The organism is Wolbachia endosymbiont of Aedes albopictus (assembly GCF_024804185.1).
In the GTDB taxonomy this organism is placed as follows: domain Bacteria; phylum Pseudomonadota; class Alphaproteobacteria; order Rickettsiales; family Anaplasmataceae; genus Wolbachia; species Wolbachia pipientis_B.
On record NZ_CP101657.1, the window covers coordinates 1,079,259 to 1,100,920 of the forward strand.

21 protein-coding genes and 2 pseudogenes are annotated in these 21,662 nt (G+C 34.1%); 10 read left to right on the forward strand and 13 right to left on the reverse strand.

Going from position 1 to position 21,662, the window contains the following annotated elements:
• Positions 1-17: 17 nt before the first annotated feature.
• From NHG98_RS05675 to NHG98_RS05690, 4 genes are all read right to left on the reverse strand, one after another.
• Positions 18-812 carry a hypothetical protein gene (locus NHG98_RS05675; RefSeq protein WP_096616624.1) on the reverse strand — a complete coding sequence of 265 codons (795 nt, stop codon included), beginning with the start codon at positions 810-812 and terminating at the stop codon, positions 18-20.
• 73 nt (positions 813-885) lie between these two features.
• Positions 886-1,707 (reverse strand): AAA family ATPase, encoded by an 822-nt coding sequence (locus NHG98_RS05680; protein WP_096616622.1) that lies wholly within the window; start codon positions 1,705-1,707, stop codon positions 886-888.
• Between the two features lie 44 nt (positions 1,708-1,751).
• The gene (locus NHG98_RS05685) at positions 1,752-2,312 is read right to left on the reverse strand and encodes an L-threonylcarbamoyladenylate synthase (protein WP_096616620.1); all 561 of its coding nucleotides are present in this window, start codon (positions 2,310-2,312) and stop codon (positions 1,752-1,754) included.
• Between the two features lie 118 nt (positions 2,313-2,430).
• Complete coding sequence (locus NHG98_RS05690) at positions 2,431-2,901, reverse strand: hypothetical protein (RefSeq protein WP_096616617.1); 471 nt, start codon at positions 2,899-2,901, stop codon at positions 2,431-2,433.
• A gap of 75 nt (positions 2,902-2,976) precedes the next feature.
• On the opposite strand from NHG98_RS05690, the gene miaA reads away from it, so the two are divergent.
• Entirely contained in the window at positions 2,977-3,870 is an 894-nt protein-coding gene (gene miaA / locus NHG98_RS05695) for a tRNA (adenosine(37)-N6)-dimethylallyltransferase MiaA (RefSeq protein WP_096616614.1), read from the forward strand.
• Between the two features lie 3 nt (positions 3,871-3,873).
• Here the strand turns inward: miaA and NHG98_RS05700 are convergent, their stop codons facing one another.
• Positions 3,874-4,716 carry a hypothetical protein gene (locus NHG98_RS05700; RefSeq protein ID WP_096616612.1) on the reverse strand — a complete coding sequence of 281 codons (843 nt, stop codon included), beginning with the start codon at positions 4,714-4,716 and terminating at the stop codon, positions 3,874-3,876.
• A gap of 171 nt (positions 4,717-4,887) precedes the next feature.
• Between NHG98_RS05700 and recG the strand changes: the two genes are divergently transcribed.
• The 3 genes from recG to NHG98_RS05715 all read left to right on the forward strand — a co-directional run bounded on the left by recG (position 4,888) and on the right by NHG98_RS05715 (position 8,381).
• Entirely contained in the window at positions 4,888-6,909 is a 2,022-nt protein-coding gene (recG, locus tag NHG98_RS05705; RefSeq protein ID WP_259245377.1) for an ATP-dependent DNA helicase RecG, read from the forward strand.
• Between the two features lie 363 nt (positions 6,910-7,272).
• The gene (locus tag NHG98_RS05710) at positions 7,273-8,109 is read left to right on the forward strand and encodes a WD_0033/WD_0034 family tandem repeat-containing protein (RefSeq protein ID WP_096616610.1); all 837 of its coding nucleotides are present in this window, start codon (positions 7,273-7,275) and stop codon (positions 8,107-8,109) included.
• 59 nt (positions 8,110-8,168) lie between these two features.
• The gene (locus NHG98_RS05715) at positions 8,169-8,381 is read left to right on the forward strand and encodes a hypothetical protein (RefSeq protein WP_259245378.1); all 213 of its coding nucleotides are present in this window, start codon (positions 8,169-8,171) and stop codon (positions 8,379-8,381) included.
• 812 nt (positions 8,382-9,193) lie between these two features.
• Here the strand turns inward: NHG98_RS05715 and NHG98_RS05720 are convergent.
• Positions 9,194-10,468 (reverse strand): ankyrin repeat domain-containing protein, encoded by a 1,275-nt coding sequence (locus NHG98_RS05720; RefSeq protein WP_096616605.1) that lies wholly within the window; start codon positions 10,466-10,468, stop codon positions 9,194-9,196.
• A gap of 380 nt (positions 10,469-10,848) precedes the next feature.
• Here NHG98_RS05720 and NHG98_RS05725 point away from each other — a divergent pair, with 380 nt between their 5' ends.
• Complete coding sequence (locus NHG98_RS05725) at positions 10,849-11,868, forward strand: IS110 family RNA-guided transposase (protein ID WP_096616603.1); 1,020 nt, start codon at positions 10,849-10,851, stop codon at positions 11,866-11,868.
• Positions 11,869-12,409: 541 nt separating this feature from the next.
• Here the strand turns inward: NHG98_RS05725 and NHG98_RS05730 are convergent.
• Positions 12,410-13,366, reverse strand: a complete 957-nt coding sequence (locus NHG98_RS05730; protein WP_096616601.1) for an IS110 family RNA-guided transposase — start codon at positions 13,364-13,366, stop codon at positions 12,410-12,412.
• A 215-nt stretch (positions 13,367-13,581) separates the two neighbouring features.
• Between NHG98_RS05730 and NHG98_RS05735 the strand changes: the two are divergent.
• Positions 13,582-14,344, forward strand: a pseudogene (locus tag NHG98_RS05735) (integrase core domain-containing protein); the annotation flags it as partial.
• Between the two features lie 105 nt (positions 14,345-14,449).
• Here NHG98_RS05735 and NHG98_RS05740 read toward each other — a convergent pair.
• The 4 genes and pseudogenes from NHG98_RS05740 to NHG98_RS05755 all read right to left on the reverse strand — a co-directional run.
• Positions 14,450-14,974, reverse strand: coding sequence for a hypothetical protein (locus tag NHG98_RS05740; RefSeq protein ID WP_096616512.1), 525 nt, complete (start codon positions 14,972-14,974; stop codon positions 14,450-14,452).
• Between the two features lie 204 nt (positions 14,975-15,178).
• Entirely contained in the window at positions 15,179-15,901 is a 723-nt protein-coding gene (gene recO, locus NHG98_RS05745; RefSeq protein ID WP_096616515.1) for a DNA repair protein RecO, read from the reverse strand.
• Between the two features lie 67 nt (positions 15,902-15,968).
• Positions 15,969-16,109: a hypothetical protein gene (locus tag NHG98_RS05750; protein ID WP_007548500.1), complete on the reverse strand. Its 141-nt coding sequence runs from the start codon at positions 16,107-16,109 to the stop codon at positions 15,969-15,971.
• Positions 16,109-16,330 (reverse strand): annotated as a pseudogene (locus tag NHG98_RS05755) (PDDEXK nuclease domain-containing protein); the annotation flags it as partial. The gene NHG98_RS05750 and the pseudogene NHG98_RS05755, both read right to left, overlap by 1 nt.
• Positions 16,331-16,635: 305 nt before the next feature.
• Between NHG98_RS05755 and NHG98_RS05760 the strand changes: the two are divergent.
• The gene (locus tag NHG98_RS05760; RefSeq protein ID WP_096616517.1) at positions 16,636-17,256 is read left to right on the forward strand and encodes a hypothetical protein; all 621 of its coding nucleotides are present in this window, start codon (positions 16,636-16,638) and stop codon (positions 17,254-17,256) included.
• An 87-nt stretch (positions 17,257-17,343) separates the two neighbouring features.
• On the opposite strand, the gene NHG98_RS05765 is transcribed toward NHG98_RS05760, so the two are convergent.
• Positions 17,344-17,682, reverse strand: coding sequence for an outer membrane protein assembly factor BamE (locus NHG98_RS05765; RefSeq protein ID WP_096616519.1), 339 nt, complete (start codon positions 17,680-17,682; stop codon positions 17,344-17,346).
• 130 nt (positions 17,683-17,812) lie between these two features.
• Here NHG98_RS05765 and NHG98_RS05770 point away from each other — a divergent pair, with 130 nt between their 5' ends.
• The 3 genes from NHG98_RS05770 (at position 17,813) to tsaB (ending at position 20,791) form a co-directional block, all read left to right on the forward strand.
• Positions 17,813-18,802, forward strand: a complete 990-nt coding sequence (locus NHG98_RS05770) for a ribonucleotide-diphosphate reductase subunit beta (RefSeq protein ID WP_096616522.1) — start codon at positions 17,813-17,815, stop codon at positions 18,800-18,802.
• 265 nt (positions 18,803-19,067) lie between these two features.
• Complete coding sequence (locus NHG98_RS05775; RefSeq protein ID WP_096616524.1) at positions 19,068-20,198, forward strand: cation:dicarboxylate symporter family transporter; 1,131 nt, start codon at positions 19,068-19,070, stop codon at positions 20,196-20,198.
• Complete coding sequence (gene tsaB, locus NHG98_RS05780) at positions 20,198-20,791, forward strand: tRNA (adenosine(37)-N6)-threonylcarbamoyltransferase complex dimerization subunit type 1 TsaB (RefSeq protein WP_096616526.1); 594 nt, start codon at positions 20,198-20,200, stop codon at positions 20,789-20,791. Before NHG98_RS05775 ends, tsaB begins: the two co-directional genes overlap by 1 nt.
• Position 20,792: 1 nt before the next feature.
• Here the strand turns inward: tsaB and NHG98_RS05785 are convergent, their stop codons facing one another.
• The gene (locus tag NHG98_RS05785) at positions 20,793-21,410 is read right to left on the reverse strand and encodes an AAA family ATPase (protein WP_259245381.1); all 618 of its coding nucleotides are present in this window, start codon (positions 21,408-21,410) and stop codon (positions 20,793-20,795) included.
• Between the last annotated feature and the right edge of the window lie 252 nt (positions 21,411-21,662).

The following is a 21,662-nucleotide window of genomic DNA, read 5'->3' on the forward strand; positions in this document are numbered from 1 at the left end:
AGATACTCTAAAAAACTTTAAAATATGTCTAAATTTTCCAAAATAGGATGAATGATTATATCACCTTGTTCCGCAATAAGGTAGAATTTATCGATTTTGCTCACATCTACATTGATCATTTTTACACTGAAATTTTCAGGATTGTAAATATTACTTTCAGCACTTTTGTGATAATTATAATAATGTAATTTATTTTGATCATCAAAATAACCAAATTCATCAGCAAGGGCTCCCACTTTGCTACCTTTACCATCTTTGACTAGCCTAAATAGATCAATTACATGGTTTTGAGATCCAGGCTCAATAGGCCCTTCCGCAGCAAAAAACTTAGGTGCATGACCAACATATTCCTTAAATTTTAGATTATGAGTCTTTTTTACACTACCAAAATCCACAAATTTATATTCACCTGAAACGCCAGAATATTGTGGATCATACTTTTTATATTCAAAAAACTCATTACCTAAAAAATTACAAAACGTTAATTTATAATTATCATGATCGGATTTAACGACTTTAAGGTAATGAAAATCTCTAGGAATCTTTACTTCCTCTTCCGTAATATGATTACGTACAACAAGTTCATCATTTAGCATATGATAGCCAATTTTTGGCAAAGTAGCTATATTGATTGTCTTGTTTAGCTTAAAATTTGCTTCATAAATACCACTTAACAACTCCTTTCCTTTTTCTAGGGTTACGTCTTGATCTGAAGCTATATTCTTAATTAAGCTTAATTTTTTCTGCATGTTCAATATGGCTTTCGTCAAAACTTCTATTGATTGCCATACAGTTAATTTATTATCAGTCAAATTATATACTTCGAGTATTAAATTAACAGAATTTTATCATGAATTTATGTTAAAAGTATTATACTTCGTAAACTTATGTCATGATATTAACTACATTAGCTAAAACATGCTTTTTATCTAAGTGGAGTTGCTTTGCGGCAACGAAAAGTTTATCTATTTTTTTCCACTGACTTAGCAGAATTTCAACACCATTTACCTCTCTCTTTATGCTTTCTAAAATGAAGGCCTGAATTATATATGATGCTAGTTCTAGTTCGATTTCGCTATTAATTACTTTATTAATCATATTGGGATTCTTTAAATCATGAAGAAATTTATAAAAGCATTTGTATGCTTCATAAGCATCACTACTTATTGCATTTATTATCATTCCTGGCATTCCAGGAAATAAAGTGATCATTTCATCAAACGTTTGATCATCAAATTTACATTGAGATGAAGCAACTTGCTTTGTTTCATCATAAGTTAATGGAAGTAAATTTAGCTGAAAGCACCTACACCGGATAGTAGTTTGTATATCATATGGCTTATGGCTAATTATAAATATCTTAGAATTTTTTGGCGGCTCTTCTAATATTTTCAATATTGCGTTTTTAGCGTTATTAGTCATTGCCTCTAAGCTATCTATTATAGCTATTTTGTGTTCTGATTGAATGGGACTTAAGTGTAGAAAGTTTTTCATCTCTCTGACTTTTTCTATTCCGATAGTATCACCTTCAACAATGTGTAAGTCCAATGCTACTTCATTATAGCTTTTTATGAGTAACCAATTGGAGAAGGATTTTGCAAGTGTTGCTTTTCCTATACCTTTTTTACCACAGATCAGCCAAGACTGAACAGATAAGTTATTCATTAATTTTTTTTTGGCCTGGTTGTGACCTATTACTTTTTTCATTCTTTCTCCTATAGATCTTAGTTTGAAAATGCATTGGTTACTGTTTATAATAAAACTACACCTTCCCTTAAAACCTTAATCTTATCTTCGGTTAAGTCAATAATAGTAGATTCTATACCAGAAACTAATTCATCATCTTCAATCACTGCAGATAAATGTTGCTTAATGGATTGTGGTATATCGTCTGCCTTACATACACTTTTTTCTCCTGAAATATTTATACTAGTTGCCACTATTGGAACTTTCAGTTTATTTAATATTGAAATTGCAATAGGATGCTCAGGGATTCTGATGCCTATACTATCTTTAAAGAATGCGTTTGGCAATATATTATTGTTTTTAAGTGGTAAAATATAGGTAATCGGTCCAGGAGAAAAGTGGTTTATTAAATCAATATATCTTTCCTTCACCTTTGCTATTTTTATCAAATTGTAAATATCACTAACAAATATGGAGAGTGGCTTATTTTGAGAGCGTTTCTTTATCTGATATATTTTTCCTATAGATTCATTATCTAGTGCATTACAAGCAAGAGCATACACTGTTTCTGTTGGAAAACACACTAACAAGTTGTTCTGTATTGCATTTATTATTTTAGATACCATATAGCTCAAAACTTATTCATAACAACTAGATCAGTTTTGTTGAATTGTATCTTATATAGTAACTGCTAGTTTTTGTGAACGTAATGCAACGCAGTTTACCATTTGTTATGCAGACTTGCTACAATCCAAACTCTTCATTGACTTTATCAACTATTGCCTGTGGTGGATCCTCTCCCCATCCTGAATACAAAATCTCTCCATAGTCTGCAACATCTATAGAGCCAGTTCTGCTTTTTGCTAAAAACATTTCTCTTTTCTCTTTATCAACTAATACATAATGCCACGCTGATTTTCCACGATCTTTACCACGGACTAAATATATAAGATCTGACCTACTTCTTTTTGTTGCATCAGCAAAAGATCTTTCATTGACAGTTCTGCTTTTACTTTTTATGCCGCCACTTTCAGAAAAAGCTTCCTTGGATTCGGTTTTTTTGTTTGCCAATTCAGAAATTTTTCCTTTTGCTCCTAGTGCACGTTCCTTGGTATTTCCAGATGAATACTTACTGGAAAAACCTTCCCCTGTACCGCCAGGAGTCCTGTTTGTAAAACGCTTAGTAAATGAATTATTGTCATTGTTTTCTGCCATAAAAACCTCCAAACTTTAGATTGTAGAATCCAAATTTTTACTACACCTTATCATATGTTAATTAAATTAATATAAATGAAAAATAATATAGTAATCATTACAGGAATTACAGCTTCAGGTAAATCAGAATTGTGTGATAACCTGATAGAAAAATATAATAATATCAGCATAATAAATTGTGATTCAAAGCAGGTATATGAAGAAATTCCCATAATTACTGCTCAACCACTAAAGCAAGAAGTATTTTATAAACTATATGGTTATGTTTCAGCAAAAGAAAATTATTCTGTGGGTCTGTGGTTAGAGGATTTGAAGAAGGAAATCAATAACGCGCTGGAAAATTCACAAATACCTGTCATCACTGGAGGAAGCGGGCTTTACATCAGCAGTTTAATCAAAGGCTTATCATCAATGCCACAAATAAGTCAGAAAGTGAAAAAAAACGTAAGTGAGCTCAGGAAAAATTTAAGTAAAGAGGAGTTCTATAAATTAGTATTAAGCAAAGACTCAAAAGTTCAAGATAAAATCTGTATTAATGACTCGCACCGTCTTTCAAGAGCACTTGAAGTTATCACTGAAACTGGTAAGACAATCTTTGCATGGCAAGAAAATAGACAGCCTCCTTTATTCGATAATTTTAAGATACATACAATTTTGCCTAAACGTGAGGATGTATACCAAAAAATAAATTCTCGTTTTATCAAAATGATCGAAAATGGAGCAATTGATGAAGTAAAAAAGCTACTTAGTATGAACTTAGCTCCACATTTGCCAGCTATGAAAGCACATGGAGTGCCAGAAATTGTAAAGTATTTGAAAGGTGAGATTACTTTAGACGAAGCGATACAGGTTGCTCAAACAAACACAAGACACTACGCAAAACGCCAGTACACTTGGTTTAAAAACCAGTTCCCAAGTTCTGAAGTAATTGATTGTGCAAATGAGCTAACAGCGCTTGAAATATTTTAATTGTTAGTTTCCAGGTGTATTTCCATGCTCATTGCTATGAATGGGCGGTTCCATATTTTCCAGATGGCTGTTCACTTTTGGTGGCTTATCCAAGCCATGCTCTATTTTTATTTTAAAAAATCCAAGCCTCTCGCAAAATTTCTGAAAACACTCTTTTATAACATCAAACAAGTTTTTATCACCTATATTATAGTCCTTCAGTCTCTTAGGAACAGTAAGTGACAATTTACCATCTTTATATATTACACCCTCTTTCCCATCTTGAGATTCAAGTGTGAATTCAATTGAGCTGGATAGATCACACACCTTGTCACCGGCTTTACCATCACTCCTTTGGAAAAATATTGGTAATTTCATATCCGATCTAATACTTACATTATTTTGGTCAATATAATCAATATTCATTACTCTTTTAGGGGAGAGTACTAGAAATGAATGTTGGCCAAGTGCAAGTTGAGATTCTATAAATACACCAGCTTCATACCCTGCCTGATTACAATTGGTAACCAGTTCTTCTAGAATAGAATCACTTGGAACTTTTGCTTCAGCATATTTAAACATCTCCTTAAAAACTTCTTTTGCAAAAGGACGATAGCCTTTATTGTTGTCCTCATTTTTTGGCAGCAAATTGTCATGTTTTTTGTATAGCTTAGCAATAAAATCCCTACTTGTGCTTTTCTTATTAATAACAAAATCCATTCTGCGCAGATCGCAGAACGCTGTGTTACCAGAATTCGCTTCAGCATTATCTTTACCAGCCTTCAACCTGCTAAAACCAAACTTCTCTGCTTGAGCTTTTAGTGTAACTATTGGATTTTCCTTTTCTTCTGGTATGAAGCTATTCATTGTTAATACCCTGTATATGAATTATTAATAGTATAATAGTACATAAAAATGATTAATAAGTCAATAAAATATTTTATATAAACGCAAGTTCTATGATAGCAAATAGTTTGACTATAAGGTGACATGATCTTAAGAAGACTCTATAACAGTTTTACACATGTATGAATCTCAATGAGCAATCAGATTTTTCTAAATAGCAGGCTGGAGAATATACCTAAATTCCATTCCGCAATATTGCCTAAACTTTGTGGTGGGGACAAAGTGATGGACCTGCTATTTTATAGGCCACTTAGTTATGTAGATAGAAGTAAGTCACTTCCCGACGCTCAAGCTGGAGAATTTATAACTTTTATTGCAAAAGTTTATGAGCATCAGTCGCCCACTTTTAGAGGTAGACCATATAAAATAGTCGTTGAAAGTGAGAGTCAGTATATATTCATAATCTTTTTTAATTACTCAGTTAAGTATTTATATAAACTATTTCCAATTGGAGCCTATGTAATCATCAGTGGCAAACTCGAAAAATTTGCTGAGCATTGGCAGATTACTCATCCAGATTACGTGTCGCTTGACATCAACCAATTTAAAGAAATAGCTCGCATAGAGCCAGTCTACCAATTATGCCGTGGCATTACCAATAAGAGCATTGGAAACATAATAAGCTCTAACCTGAAAGAATTGCCTGATTTGCCAGAGTGGATAGATGATACATTAATCAAGCAAAAAAAATGGCTAAGTTGGAGGGAAAGCATCATAAAGTTGCACAGACCAAGCTCATTGGTGGAAGCCGAGGTTTGTAGAAAAAGGCTTGCTTATGATGAATTGTTTGCGTATCAGCTAGCACTGAAACTTGCAAGAGAAAATCATGTAAAAGAAAGGGGAAGAGAATTTATAGTATTGAATAAATATAAAGAGCAAGTTTTAAATGAATTATCGTTTCAATTAACAAACGATCAAATTCGTGCAATAGATGAAATCTCAGAGAGGCAAAAATCCAAGTACCGCATGATAAACTTGCTACAAGGTGATGTTGGTAGTGGCAAAACCGTAGTTGCACTTTTTGCGATGCTAAATGTGGTAGAAAACAACATGCAGGCAGCTCTAATGGCACCGACTACTATCTTGGCGGAGCAACATTATAATTGGATTGAGGAAGTTTTATCCTGTACCGATATAAAAGTTGCGCTTCTTACTGGTAAAACTTCGCGCAAGGAAAGAAAGATTATTATGAACGAACTTGCAAGTGGTGTTTTAAATATAGTGATTGGTACTCACGCGTTATTTCAAGCTAACGTTATATTTAAAAATTTAGGGCTTGCAGTCATAGACGAGCAACAGCGATTTGGAGTGATGCAGAGAAATCGCTTGGTAGGAAAAGGAGAAAATGCCGATATACTTTTCGTTACTGCAACTCCCATTCCAAGAACCTTGCAGCAAGCTATGTATGGTGACGTTGAATGTTCAATGTTGAAAGAAAAACCAAAATCCAGATTGCCAATAAAAACTGTAACTATGAACATTAGTAGGGTGCCAGATGTTATTGAAAAGCTAAAAGGTGCTATAAACAGGGGCGAAAAAGCATATTGGATTTGTCCATATATAGAAGAAAACGAAGAGACCAATATTGCTGCAGCAGAGATGCGTTTTCAAGAATTACAAAAAACATTTCTTGATAAAGTTAGTATAATACATGGAAAATTGACTCAGGAGCAGAAAGATCAAGTTATGTTTTCCTTCAAAAGAAATGAATTTTCTCTGCTTGTTGCAACCACTGTGATAGAAGTTGGTATAGATGTGCCAGATGCAACCATTATGATTATAGAAAATGCAGAGCAATTTGGGTTATCGCAATTGCATCAGTTAAGAGGCAGAGTAGGGCGAGGAAACAAGCCATCTTTTTGTGTATTATTATACGATAATTTAAGTAAAAGCTCATCTTCAAAGTTAAAGATCATGTGTGAATCACAAGATGGATTTTACATTGCTGAAAGGGATATGATGCTAAGAGGCAGTGGGGATATTTTAGGCACAAAACAATCAGGATGTATGGAATTTAAATTTGCTGATTTATATCAGGACAGAGAGCTGCTCAATCTCGCGTATAATAATGCAAAAGGTGCAATGGCTGATTTTGAATTACTGCTTGATATATTTGAATATAGAAGTAGATTACATTTTTCAAAATTTCAGTAGGAAAACCAGGTAGCTCGCAGAAACGAAAAAACTTGCTTGACAAGTTTCGCCAGCCCCCTTATCATGAAACTGAAGGTATTCAGTTATCTTCATCTGTGCAGATTAAACAGCAAGAGACCCGTGCTTGAATGTTAAACAAAATACCATAGAGTTTAAGAGAACAATTCCTAGGAAATTCCTACATCCAAAAAAAGGCAAATCGTGTTAATGCTGTTTAGATGAAAAAGATAAGCTAAATCTTTACAGGGAATTTAAAACAGTAGAATATCTTCGATTGAAAGAAAGAACCAAACTAGGCAACTTAACCGGTTTGCTATTTCAACTACTACAACTAAATCAACAAATCTTATAATAGGAGGAACTATGAAAATGCCAAAACTGACTGGTGAATTAGTATGTGATATATATGAGTTAACAAATAAAGATAGAAAGAATATACAAAAACTAGCAAGAAAAATAGAGGAAGGGAGAGGTGTTGCAGAAAAGTTTAGAAATAGAATATTCAAAAAGTCCAGCTATAACGCAAGCACGATTCTTTTAGCGAAAATAGCTTACAAATATCAGGGTAGAGAGGAGACATTGTCACTACTACATTATGCTATAAGTCATAAAAATAATCAAGCTGTAAAAGATCTTTTAGGAGAAGCCAAAAAACAAAAACTATTAAAGGAAGTTCTGAATGAAGAGATGACCACAAAACATTCAGATGGTCGGGAAGAAACTCATACAATACTTACAGATGCTATATCACGTAGAGACAATAACATGATTAGAGCAGTGTTAAAGATCTCTGAGGAAAAGGGTATCTTGAAAGAGATTGTCAAAAAAAGAATAACAATAAAACATTCAAATGGCGAGGAAACAACTTACACTCCATTCACCTATGCTGAAGCACATAAAAATAGTGAGGCTGTAGAAGAAATCTTAAAATTCTCCGGAGAACTTGTTAATAAGAGAGTAACCCAGCAGTCCACTGTTGTAACAGCCAAAACTACTACAGCTAGAAGTGAAAAAGTGCTTCAAGGTAATATCGAGACACCGGCTAATGCATGTGAAAATAGTAATAAAAGTAGTCTTGAAGAATCTATAGAACATAAACCATGCGAAAACAGTAATGCAATAGCTATAGAGGACAAAGATATCGCTGCTTCAATAGAAAAGCTTCTGGAATATGTGAAAACAGTGCCACCAATATTTTAACAGAAATTGCCGCACAACCAACTCTAAGTACTGCTGATAGTACAGATAAAGCCAATACCTTGTCTTCTACTGAAATGAAATCATGTTTTGATAATCGATCTGGAAAAGAAAACACTGTAAACGAAAAAGAAGAACCATCAACAAAAGTAATGCAACAAAGACGATGGCTGGTAGTATTGGTGTGGCATAGTAGTATCGTAGCTTATGTATTGAAAATGTATGCCATAGCGGTAGTTGGCGGGATAGTTGTGTGTAAGTTTTGCACTGTATAATATCCAACACCAAGCTCGAGAAAGTAGAGGACATAGAACAGCCAGTTGTTGAGTCTTCTTTGAATCCAGCATAATTGGCATTCTTGTGGTCTTTTATGCCGTTAAATCCATAGATTCATTTGCTACGGTTTTTATGGGGTTTACAGCAGTAGTTGTAAAAGATGACCTAAAAGTACATCCAAAGCCTAAAGTGCGATTTTAAGGTCACCCCTGGGGCTTGTTTTTTTCTTTAACGTACTACAAAGTTTAAAAAAATAGAAGAATTTGATAGGAAGTAACATCTAAACTCTATTACTCATCGTCATAGTTAGGATATTGTTGAGGCTTGCTCCTTAGTAACTTTTGGATATCTTGTTCCAGCTTCTGCTTCAATAACATTCTACTAAAAACTCCCAATTACCACCACCTTTATAAAATCATTTGTGTTACTGTAAAAACCAAATCAATTCAAAATCAAAAGCATCTATCTGCAAACTTATAAAGGAATGCCATTTCACGATAGATTTTCTTGTTCAGAGAGACTTTAAATAGGTATACTTTTTCTTTATCATCCACCTAATTTACCTTTATAAATTAACCAGTAGCAAAACAAGTCAAGCTTGATGCATAAACCTCAAATAACTAGCGGCAATAACATTATCTAAGTGGAGAAAGTTGCCTCTCTTCACTCAACTTCAGGATCTTAAAAAGCTATTTGAAAAACCATAAGTTTAGAAAAACCTCTGACTTAACCTCTACCTCCTCTCAACTTGGTCTTACGGTTTATAGCGCATACTCTTGAGCCTGCTGCTTGAATTGCCCCCATTACTTTCTTAACTCACTATGCAACGACTTGCGCTCTCTTGTTTTTTCGCTGCATGCTCTACATCTACATTGGTTTTGAAAGACCTGGGTGCTTTTTTACTAGACTCTCCAGGTTTATGATTACTTTCATTTATAGCTTGGATTCTTGCTTTTTCCAAATTTTCTATGTCCTCATTACTTAAATACTCAGCGATTTTCAAACTGGATTGACCCATTTCATTCTTCGTAAAACCACCAAAATATTTAATACCCATCTCGCCCACACCGAAAGCGTCCAGCCTCTGCTTTCCTATTTTGTATTGACGTTCCAAACCATTACCATATATAGGAAATTCATTTTTATAGTTAACTTTTTCTAATTCATCACTTACATCTCTGCTTCGTATATAAGATACTAATTTATCAGCACCCTTGCTTACAAGAATATCATAAAGTGTGATATTTTCAATCTTTTTTTCTTGCATCTTCTCTATTTCCTCTAGACATTCATCCCAATATTTTGACATCCCTGTTCTTAGATCAGTATTAGGGTTTTGTAGACATTCTGGCTTTTCTACCTCCAAACCCCTTAACTTAATTTCATTTTCTATTAAAGACTTTGATGTCCGCTCATGGCCGTTTGCAAAAGTCCAATATAAAAACCTTGATGCCCGCTCATTGCTCACTGCAACAGCGCACTGTAAAGGAGTCCTTCCACGATCATCTTTCTCATCAACACTAGCCCCTTTGTCCAATAGAGCTTTTACTATATTTTCATGGCCATCTCCAGCAGCAAAATGTAAAGGAGTCCTTCCACGATCATCTTTCTCATCAACACTAGCCCCTTTATCCAATAGAATTCTTACCATACCTTCATGGCCCTTTTCAGCAGCAAAATGTAAAGGAGTTCTTCCAAGACTACCTTCCTCGTCAACATCAGCCCCTTTGCCCAATAGAATTCTTACCATATCTCCACGGGCATCTATAACAGCCCAATGTAAAGGAGCCATTTCAAGACTATCTTTTGCATTAACACTAGCCCCTTTGTCCAATAGAGTTTTTACTATATCTTTATGGTCACCTCTAACAGCAATACAAAGCAGCGTAGTACAAAGAGGAGCATCCTCCCACGTGAACATGTGGTCCATATCAAATCCCTTCTGCGCCCACTCTTGATAAACACCTTCATCTTTCTTTCTTAAATTAGCCTTTATTTGTTCAAGTATATCGCTTCCAGTTGAGTTACGACTAGACCTCACCGCAGCATTGAATATTTCTTTCCATTTTTTATTAGATACAACCATACCCTACCCAAAACACCATATTTAATTATAGCACATCTTGACAAAGAAATCAATAGTTTGATCAACAAAAGTAATTGACAAGAAACATACTGCGAATTAGCGTTACGGAAGGTTCGATTATTTACTCCTTCCAAAACCACAAAAAAGATACTGTCTTTACTGTCAACAAATTATTTGGCTAAAAAGAATAAAAAATAACAAAAAACTTAATTTAGGCTTATATCTTCCATAAATCAGTGTAACTGTGCTTTAAGTTTGTGTAGGCGTACATACTGTAATTGCTATTGAACGATGGAGAGACATACTCCATTATTTTAGCACGAAGTAACAAATTCAATGAATTAGTTCTTCAAGAATAATTTAAACTTTTACAGTAGGTCATGAAACATTATAGCGGGTTAGATGTCTCACTCAAAGAAACTTTTATTAGTATCATTGATGAGAAAGGAAAAATTGTTAAAGAAGGGGTTGTTGCAAGTGAAAGCAGTGCAATAGCTGAGTTTCTGCTTGGTCAAAACAAAAAATACGAGTCCATAGGAATAGAAAGCGGGCAATTATCAATATCGATGTGCAAAGAGTTGAGGAATCTTGGATTACCAGTAACTTGTGTAGATGCAAGGCATATGGCAGCAGCATTATCTGCGAGAATCAATAAGAATGATAAAAATGATGCAAGAGGCATAGCACAAATGATGAGAGTTGGGCTATTTAAGAAGGTATTAGTAAAATCAGACGAAGCTTGTCAGGTTAAAATAATACTTGGAAGCAGAAGACAATTAATACGTTGCAGAGAGCAAATTGCGGGAACAATAAGGGGATTACTGAAAATATACGGGATAAAAGTTAATCAACGTCTTAGTTCTGCAAACTTTGCTTTAAAAGTGCAAGAAATGGTTAATAATCTAGATGAAATTAGCCAAACCTCAATTGAATCATTAGTACATAGTTTAGAAATAATAGAAGAATCAACAAGAAAACTTGATAAAATGCTCTCAGAACAAAGCAAAAAAGATGAGGATTGTAAATTATTAACTACTGTTCCAGGAGTTGGTATTATAGTAGCAATGACATATAAAGCTGCAATAGATGATCTGCATAGGTTTGAAACATCTTATACAGTTGGAGCCTATATGGGATTAAGTCCAAGACAGTACGCTTCTGGTGAGATTGATCGACACGGAAGTATATCAAAAATGGGACCAGTGGACTGTAGGAATATGTTATATGAAGCCGCGCAGGTCTTACTGGTAAAATGTAAAAGGATATTTAAATTAAGAAGCTGGGGATTGAAGCTTAAAAAGAAAAAGGGCATGAAAAAAGCAATTGTTGCAGTAGCAAGAAAATTAGCCGTGATTATGCACAAGATGCTAATCGATAGAAAAGAGTTTTGCTATCAATAAACACTAAAGAAGTATAAAACAATAATTTTACTGAAAGTAAAGATAGCAATGCCGATGGAAGGGATAAGCAAGAGGATAAGTTGAAGCATAGACTTCGTGGCGTACATGTTGCCGTCCACTTCCGCCTAACAAGTATAGTGCGGCTTGGCTACAATATAAATTAGCCATATTAGACCGCGGAGAGAACAATGGAAGCATGCTACTTTTAACTTATATTAAGACTATAGAGGGAAAGAATGATACCTTAGTTTTTATAAGTTTAATGAATATGTGGATAAATACTTTAAGTTTGTGTGGACGTATTTATCCACATATTCATTGGCTACATAGTTTAAAAGAGATTAATTGGAAATTAGTGTTGATGTTTTTATTGCCAATAAAACCTCTTTTGATTGAATAAGATAATAAATAAAAGGTTGTATTAGAGCTGAATTTTACATCAAAAAATATTTTTCATGATACAAAAAATTATTGTTGACTTTTATGCAATTAGAGAACTTATCCACAGATACTGCTAAAATTTAGCTTAGATAGAAATAAACTAAGGTCTATATTCCTCAGTAAATACTCTATCATCTCTGATCAAAGAGTTAGCAAGGATAAGCAATTTTCTCATAGCAGCAGTGGAAGCAATCTTATATGGCTTTTTATATTGATTATATAATCTAGTAAAGAAAGGTTTGATATAAGAATTAACTTTCTGTGCACTGAGAATACACATATGTAAAACCGTCCTAACTTGTGATCTACCGCCCTGAATACATCTCTTTCCTTTACTGAAACCACTGTCTCGATTAAAAGGTGCAAGTCCTGCAAGGCTAGATATTTGCTTTTCTTGAAGGGTTCCAAGTTTGGGCAAATAGCAAATCAAAGTAATGGCTGTGATTTTGCTTACGCCTGGTATACTAGTTATTGATATGTATTTTCTTTTAAGCTCTTGATTTTGATCGATAAATGTAATCATCTCATCTTCTAAAGTTTTAATTTGATTACGTAAAATTGCAAGAAGCTCCTCTATTTGTTTGATTATAGATGTATCAGCTACCTGTTGGATTTGGGTTTTTTGTATTTTTGCTATTTCTACAAGTTGGTTTCTACGAGATAATTTTTGTTTCAAGCAATCAATATTACCATTATCAGCTGTTAAAGGAGTAACACGCATATCTGTGTTATTGATATAACGTGAAATGATACTGCAGTCTATTTTATCAGTTTTTGTAGTAATACCAAGGCTTTTAGCATAGTCTCTTACCCACCTTGGTTGAATAACGTACACCTCAAAACCATTGCTTAGTAAAGTATAGGCACATAATTTTTCGTATCCACCAGTTGCCTCAAGACCAACTTTGGTTACATTATGCAAACGTAAAAAGTCTAGTGTTTTATTGATGGCTTGTACACTGTTTTCAAACGTTTTATAATGTCCAAATGGGTGAATGTGGATATCTAATTTGCTTTTGCTAACGTCAATGCCAGCAATAATGTTTGATGAATTCATAATTCCTCCGTAATAATAACATATACTGCATTTTCCAGTCTTATATGCGAGCCTAAAAGCTCAATCAGTTGTTCGGAACTTTCAGATAATAAACAGAGGAGAGAACCTTGCTCCACCGCGGTCCTTATGACCAAGAAGACCTACGGTTCCTCTTCTCTGCATGTCCTTATATTACCACTTTACAATGCTTATAAAGACTTATTCTCAACATATAAGTGAGATCTGTATGGCTAAGAAATGATCTTGAAACTTTCAAAAAAAGGCTTAAGGCACTTGAAGCAAAAGTCATGCAAGATGGAATAATTCTAACAGAAGAGCAACTTGCAGCTTTAGAAAAAACTAAAGAACAAAGGGAAGCGCATGGTGAAATTGAAACAGAGCATCCTGGTTATTTGGGTTCTCAAGACACTTATTATGTAGAAGGGTATAGGACGGATCTATCAGCAAACTTTTATTGATACATATTCAAGAGTTGCTATGGTAAAGCTTTATACAGATAAAACTGCAATTACTGCTGCAGATCTTCTTAATGATAAAGTCATACCTTTCTTTGATGGACAAAACGTGCCATTATTGCGCATTTTGACTGATAGGGGTACGGAATACTGTGGCAAACCAGAAAATCACGCTTATCAGCTGTATTTAGGAGTTGAAAATGTTGATCATTCTAGAACCAAGGCCAACTCTCCACAAACTAATGGCATATGCGAGAGATTTCATAAGACTATGCAAGATGAGTGTTACAATATCATCTTCAGAAAGAAAATCTACAGTTCTTTGGAAGATCTACAGATAGACGTTGATCATTGGTTAAGTTCTTACAATGAGACCAGACCTCACTCAGGTAAATATTGCTATGGTAAAACGCCTATGCAGACTTTTCTTGATAGCAAGCATATTGCTTTTCAGAAAAATATTAGTAGCATTAAACAAGAGACTGATATTAGTTTTGACTTCCTCAATTCTTCTGTCAGTTGATTCTTTATTGTCAGATTAAGTTCTGTCTAATACACTTTAATAAAAAGTAAGAATAACTTACAAGACTTATTGCATATAGTGTAGCCAGCACATATATTTACAGAACTACTTACTCTTAGAACTGCCTGGAGAACTAACCTGTACTATGCTAAGAGCTTCGTTTATTGAAGTAGATAATGATTTATCCCTAAAATTCTTTTCCCTTTCTTCAAGATCAAGATTTTTTAATTCACCTTGCTTAGCCTGTAATAAGGCACTAAGATCTTTATGCATAGCATCACTTTCCTGCTCTTTTAAAAATCCTTCAGCCATTTTTATTGCATCTGCAAGCACTTTACATTGATTTAATTTTAATTTTCGATAACTAGGTTCATTCTTAAACTCATCATTATCAACTGCACTAAGAAGTGCTTTAATCTTTTCAAATTTATTTCCAGCAATATACCCTCTAATTAATGATTTTTCTGCATCAAAAAAGGAGTTCTTACTTATTGGTTCAACACTTGAATTTTCGCTTATCAAACTTTCCTTTACCCATTTTGTAATGCTATCAACATCACCACTAAAAACTGCATCAGCTAAAAAGTTTAAGTGACCCTTTACTAGTGCCCAGACACTGGTTCTATGCAACTTAATTAAAAACGTTTGTTTTAGCGTAAGACAACTACCTTTAGCTCATCAGCTCAGTTATAAGCAAAATTTCTGGATTCCAGACTGGAATGACACCATTTGCTGTCTTCAAAAATGAATGTTCGTACAGCTATGGGCGGTATGACGTGTTGCTTGGGTTAGCTATAGATTTCTGAAATGATTTCAAAAAAATGATAACTAAGGTTAAAGCAACAACATGAGGTTTCTCAGCTCTGGAAATTTCATGTTTAACTGCAAAAATAGATACTTATTTAAAAAATATCCTGTTACTTTCAGTCCTAACTGAAATTCTTGGAATGAGTAGCTGTTTTGTAGGTTATTATTGTATACATCATGCAACATTTGTGGAAAAGGTAGGAGTTTATCTGCATAATAATCTCCTGCTTTTTTTGACACTGCTCTACCAGTTTTTGGAGAAATAAATTGTAAGTTTTCCTTAACACTTGTTACAGCACATTTGGATAAGTCTAACTTGAATCCCAATTGCGTAAGAAGCAGAAGCTCTAAGTTGAGATAATGGCTTTGCCAAGACTGATTGTTGTGTTTAATTACATCGATGAAATATCGAAAATTGTCATACAGCACGGCGCAGGGTTCACTTTCTGGAAGCACTTTTTCTAAAATAGAGGAGAAAGAGACAATAGTAATGCTTTTTAACCTATCTTGAAAGAAATGATGGAATGGAGATTCGATTAATTCGCACTTTAAAAAACCTAGATTTTCGGGTAACTTAGCACTCCATTCTGCATGTAATAGATTACTTATCTGAAACTTATAATTGCTATTGTTTGTTAGCTTAATTAATCCCCTGCGCTTTCCATGATTTTTTGTAAACAGAGAAAGAATTAAGTTTTTATCGCCGTATTTTTTAGCAGCTATAATGATGCCTTCATCTTTCCATCTCATTTAGAGTATATTGACCGTATGATATTATAGGATAGTACACCTAGAGCTTGTAATCCATAAAAATCACTTACTCTGTTACTGTTTGCTTCCAAAGTTTCAAGGCTATGAGAGAGTAAGTTATTGGCTGCCACTCTTCTTCCTGAGCCTGATGCATTTCATACTGAGCTTTTGGTTTGCTAAATAATTGTTTGAATGATTTTAGTAACATTACTTTTCCTCATCTGAAATTTTGGATAATTCAGCTTCTAATTCTTCTATTGTCGGTAAAGCTGTTTTTATGTTCTCTGGTAGATTTTCAGTTATTCGGTATTCTGCAAGACCTATTGGCTTTGTCATGTCTCGCAGTGTATATTCGGCCAATACATTATTTTTTGATTTACATAAAATTAATCCTATAGATGGCTGGTCTGTTGAGTGTTTTAGGATCTCTGTACCAATATGGTGGTAAAGCAAAATAAGCTTACTTATTTACTGCAAGCGCTGCTTTATAACGACTAGTAGCGATATGTTCTTTCAACTGCTCTAAAAATTCTGTATATTCTTTTCCTATAATTTTTGTCATACGGTTTCTTTTAATCCATTATGCAATTCCTTTGTCTGTCGAGAAGACAATCTTTCTCTTGCCTGCAACTTTGAGGGGATTCCTTATTTACTTCAAACTCGTCCATCAACTAAAATATGTTGACTTTATGTGCAATATTAGCTTTAAACCAGTAAAACAAGCTGCTTAACATATGCGTTTTTTCTATTCTAATTACATTCTTTTTTTATCTTTATGTTGTTTTCTGCTTTTTTCGTTACCTTCAACAAAAGCCCAAACGAATGATACGTCAGTTGTTCCTATACCACAAAGGAAAAAAGAAACAGTTGAGCACACTGTTGTAGCACAACCGAGGCAAATTATCGAAATGCAAGAAGAAGTCATTATTAACGAGGGTAAAGAATTCATTCCAGTTCCAAAAAGAAAAAAAAGTGTAGGGAAGAAACTAAGAAAGGATGTTAGAGAGGCAAAAAATGAAATAGGAAACGAAAAAAGCGTTGAGAATAAAAAGGATGAATTAGTTGTAACAGAAATTATTAACTCTATAAGAGACAAACTTACAAAATGCTGGAGCATTCCTGAAAGCATAGCTTACAAAGAAAATTTTAATATAAAAATTAACTTATTATTATCCAGTCAAGGCGAGATAATTATGGCCGATGTAGCAGACAGTGATTCCTATCGAAATAATCCACTTTTCAGGTCGATAGCAGATAACGCAATGCGTGCAGTATATAAATGCAGCCCATTGACTGGCTTGCCTACTCAGCACCACCACATTTGGCGTGAAGTAACACTAGACTTTATTCTATAGCTAAAGTAATTCTATAATTTAATAAGCCGTCATTCCACTGCTTGTTAGCGCCGCGGCGGTATGACGTAGGAAGATCTGAGCAGATTTTCAATCAAGAACAGCCAAAGATCTCTCTGAGATGTCAGTTTCTTTTGTATCTGCAACTTTACCATTCTGATCGAATGAAATTTGCAGAGACTTACTGCTATACTTCCTTTTTCCTAAGAAGTTAGCTTGTTTAATTTTATATGAGACATAGTACCAGACATTGTCATCGAACTTTGATACTAATGTTGGTGATCCTAAAGTGTGAACCACTTTTTCTTTATCGTCACCTGCCTCTATCTTGCTCCACAATTCAACACTAATGCCAGGAGCTCCGTGGTTGTGAATAGTGTGTGTGCAGCTCACTGTAAATAATAAAATAAAAGATATTAATACTTGCATTTCTGTTGATAAATTACTTGAAGCTATAATACACTAATAAATTACCTGCCGTCAAATTTCAAAAAGTTAAATTGACTGATTCTCAATATCATTTAATATAATATTTACTTTAGAAAATAATAGGTGTCTTATGTCATTGTTAGAAGCAGATCCAATATACAAACCTTTTAATTACCCTTGGGCGTATGATGCGTGGCTGCAGCAACAAAGAATTCATTGGATACCTGAGGAAGTTCCGCTTGCTGATGACGTGAAGGATTGGAAAACTAAACTTTCAAACGTAGAGAAAAATCTACTAACTCAGATTTTTAGATTCTTTACTCAAGCGGACATTGAAGTAAATAACTGCTACATGAGGCATTATTCAAATATATTTAAGCCAACAGAAATATGCATGATGCTTGCAAGTTTTTCCAATATGGAAACCATACACATTGCAGCTTATTCTTATCTTTTAGACACAATTGGCATGCCAGAAAGCGAGTATCAAGCATTTTTAAAGTATGATGCTATGAGAAAGAAATATGAATACATGCTAGAATTTGAGGAAAGCAAAAAACACGATAAAAAACATGTAGCTAAAACTCTAGCAGTGTTTGGTGCATTTACCGAGGGGTTGCAGTTATTCGCATCGTTTGCAATTTTGCTCAATTTCCAACGCTTTGGAAAAATGAAAGGCATGGGGCAGATAATCTCCTGGTCAGCTCGTGATGAAACTTTGCACACCAATTCAATTATTATGTTATTTAATACATTTATTAAAGAGAATAATGAAATTTGGGACAACGAGTTTAAAGAGGAATTATATTCTGCATGCCGCACTATTGTTGAGCTTGAGGACGAGTTCATAAAGCTTGCCTTTGATTTAGGAGATGTTGAAGGACTATCCGCAGAAGAAGTGCGCAATTACATACGCTACATAGCAAACAGACGGTTAATGCAATTAGGTCTTGAGTCTATATATGATGTCAATGATAATCCTATTCCATGGCTCGATGAAATACTAAATGGCGTTGAACATACGAATTTCTTTGAAAATAGAGTAACAGAGTATAGTCGTGCAGCAACTCAAGGCACATGGGAGGAGGCTTTTACTGAAAACGACACGAATAATAGGTGAGTGCTAATTTCACTCTTCCTTGTCGTGCAAGTAGCTGACACTGGAATCAGTTTTTTGATCGAGAATGTTGTATAGTGCATAATCAATTTTCCTGGATCGAAGTAGTCAAGGCACTGGGATCTGATAGACAATATCCGTGCAGTATGCACTAGAGTAGCAAAAGCAGCTGGTTTTTCATAGTGTTCCACAGCAGTTTAGACAGTTTTGCTTTACTTAACAACTAACTTACCATATATATGTCCACAGGACATTGGTATATAAGAACGTGCTACAACTATTAATCTTACTCACGGTCATCACTTCAGTTGCATTCTTTGGTCATTTAGTTCCAATGGAAGCAAAAACCTTCTTGTACTCAACGAGCCTGAGTATAAAAGAGGTTTTGCTATTTATAATGCCTTTTATTATTTTTGCGTTAATCTTTAGCAGTGTTAACAATCTTAAGCAGTCAGCTATAAAGTTCATATTGTTACTTATTATAATGATCTTCTTATCGAATCTGGCTTCAAGTTTAATAGCTTATTCTGTTGGGCATTTTATCATGCAAAACACTTATTCAATACAAGATATAACGTATGAAGAAACAATTGTTCCTTTATGGTCATTTAGGCTTCCGCTACTCCTTTCTAACTTTCATGCTCTTGCTTGTGGATTTGTGTCCAGCATAGTAGTGTCTATACTGCTACCTAAGAAAAGCGAAGAGCTTTCGAACAAAATGTTAGATTTAACTCTCTTTATTTTGAAGACGTTTTTGACGCCGATTATTCCAATATTTGTACTTGGGCTTGCTTTAAAAATGCAGCATGATCAAGTTTTATCTATAATATTTAAGGATTACTCAATAATTTTCATTATTATAGCATCTGCAACCTACCTTTATGTTTTCCTCTTATATGGAGCAGCAAATTCATTCAAGATCACAAGCTGGATAGCTAGTATAGGCAATATGATACCGGCATTTATTACTGCAATGAGCACAATGTCTAGTAATGCAACTATGCCTCTTACTCTTGAAGGAAGCAAAAAAAATGTAAAGCAACCTGACATAGCATCGTCTGTTGTACCAATAACTGCTAGCTTTCATTTAGTAGGTGATTGCTTTTTTGTTATAATATTATCAATGGTAATCACTTCTGGTTATTTATTGTCCACAACGGACTATGTAACTTTTCTTCTCTATTTTTTGTTATTTAAGTTTGCTATCGTTGCAGTGCCGGCAGGAGGAATTATGGTAATGCTACCTATTCTTGAGAAATACCTCAAATTTTCTCCAGAAATGCTTTCGTTAATCACAGCCTTGTATATAGTGTTTGATCCAATAATCACTTCAGCAAATGTTATGGGTAATGGTGCCTTTACTATGATGTTTACAAAACTCTATGATAAGCTTAAGTAATGTCTATTTTAGCGATTGATACTGTAGGTACTGGTAGTTCAATAGCAATAGTTGATTATGATGGTAATTGTTTTGTAGAGCGCAATTCCACCAGCAACAATCATGTAGAATCATTTTTTCAAATTCTGAATACTTTGTTTGATAAGCACAATTATAATTACGATAAAATAGATCATTTAGCGGTAGTAGTTGGCCCGGGAAGTTTCACTGGAATTAGAGTTGGTATATCAGCAGCACAAGGTATAAATCTTGCTACAAATAAGCCATTATACGGAGTTAGTGCGCTGGAAGTTCAAGCTTACACAATATCTTTGCTTTGTACGAGTAGCAAAAAAAATATCAGAGCTATAATCAAAAATGCTCAAGGGTTTTATACGCAGTTATTTGATTTCAATTTATTGCCGCTATCTGGTCCAACTGCAGCACGTGAACCTGGATCCAAGTGTCACGCTACAAGCAGTACACATATGGATTGCAATTTAAATGCTAGCCATGCAGGACTATTAGTTCATTATAGACTGAAGAACAAGCAAAAATTAAATGAAGTTGAGGCTCTATATTTAAATGAGCTTCAGTATATGCAATCATTATAGACTATTCTTTCGCGTACATGCTAATTTGGCTAAGCTTATGCATCTGGTTTACTATCTCTTGAGCTACTTCTTTTATACTTATATCTGAATTTTCTATCTCTATGGCATTCGGTGGTATAAATAAATTGTTAATCCTAAATTGCTCTATCATGCTATTTACATTATCCACCTTCCTATTTTTTCTTTGCCTTTTTAATGCAATACGCTTTTGTAATGTCGGTAGATCACACCTAAGTACCACAGGAAGGATTTCTGTGTTCATTTTTTTACTAAGTCTTACTGTTGAATCATACATCCTCATGTTCTGGTCATTATTTTCCATCAACTCATCAATAAATATGTAATTTTTTGAGTGAATCGGATAATTTTCTATTACCTGAAGCATAATTTGCATAATGCCATATATTCTATCTTGAACTTCTTTAGGTATTTGATCACGTTCAAAGACACCATTGTATATAGAGCAAACTTGAACATTGTTATAGAACTTACTATTTACAATTAATGCGTCTATCATATAGGATAATTCTATTGCTGTGGAAAGTTTACCACTTCCTGGAAGACCAGAGAGATATATGAAGAATCCTGCTGGCTGTTTTTTTGTGTTAATATTTACCATATTATTTTCAATCTTGAAACTTACATTTATGATAACATAAAAATAAAGCTTTAAAACATATGAAATATTATATAGAAAATTATTTTTTTAGTTAGGATGTTATGTAATTTAGAAACATAAATTCTATATATAAATTCTATAATAACGATAAATATTTTTAAGCAAGCTACAACACAAAAGTGTTTGGTATTCAGAAAGCAAGACAGAGTGGCATAGACTTATTAGTTTACTACAAGCCTTTTTTCGTGTATA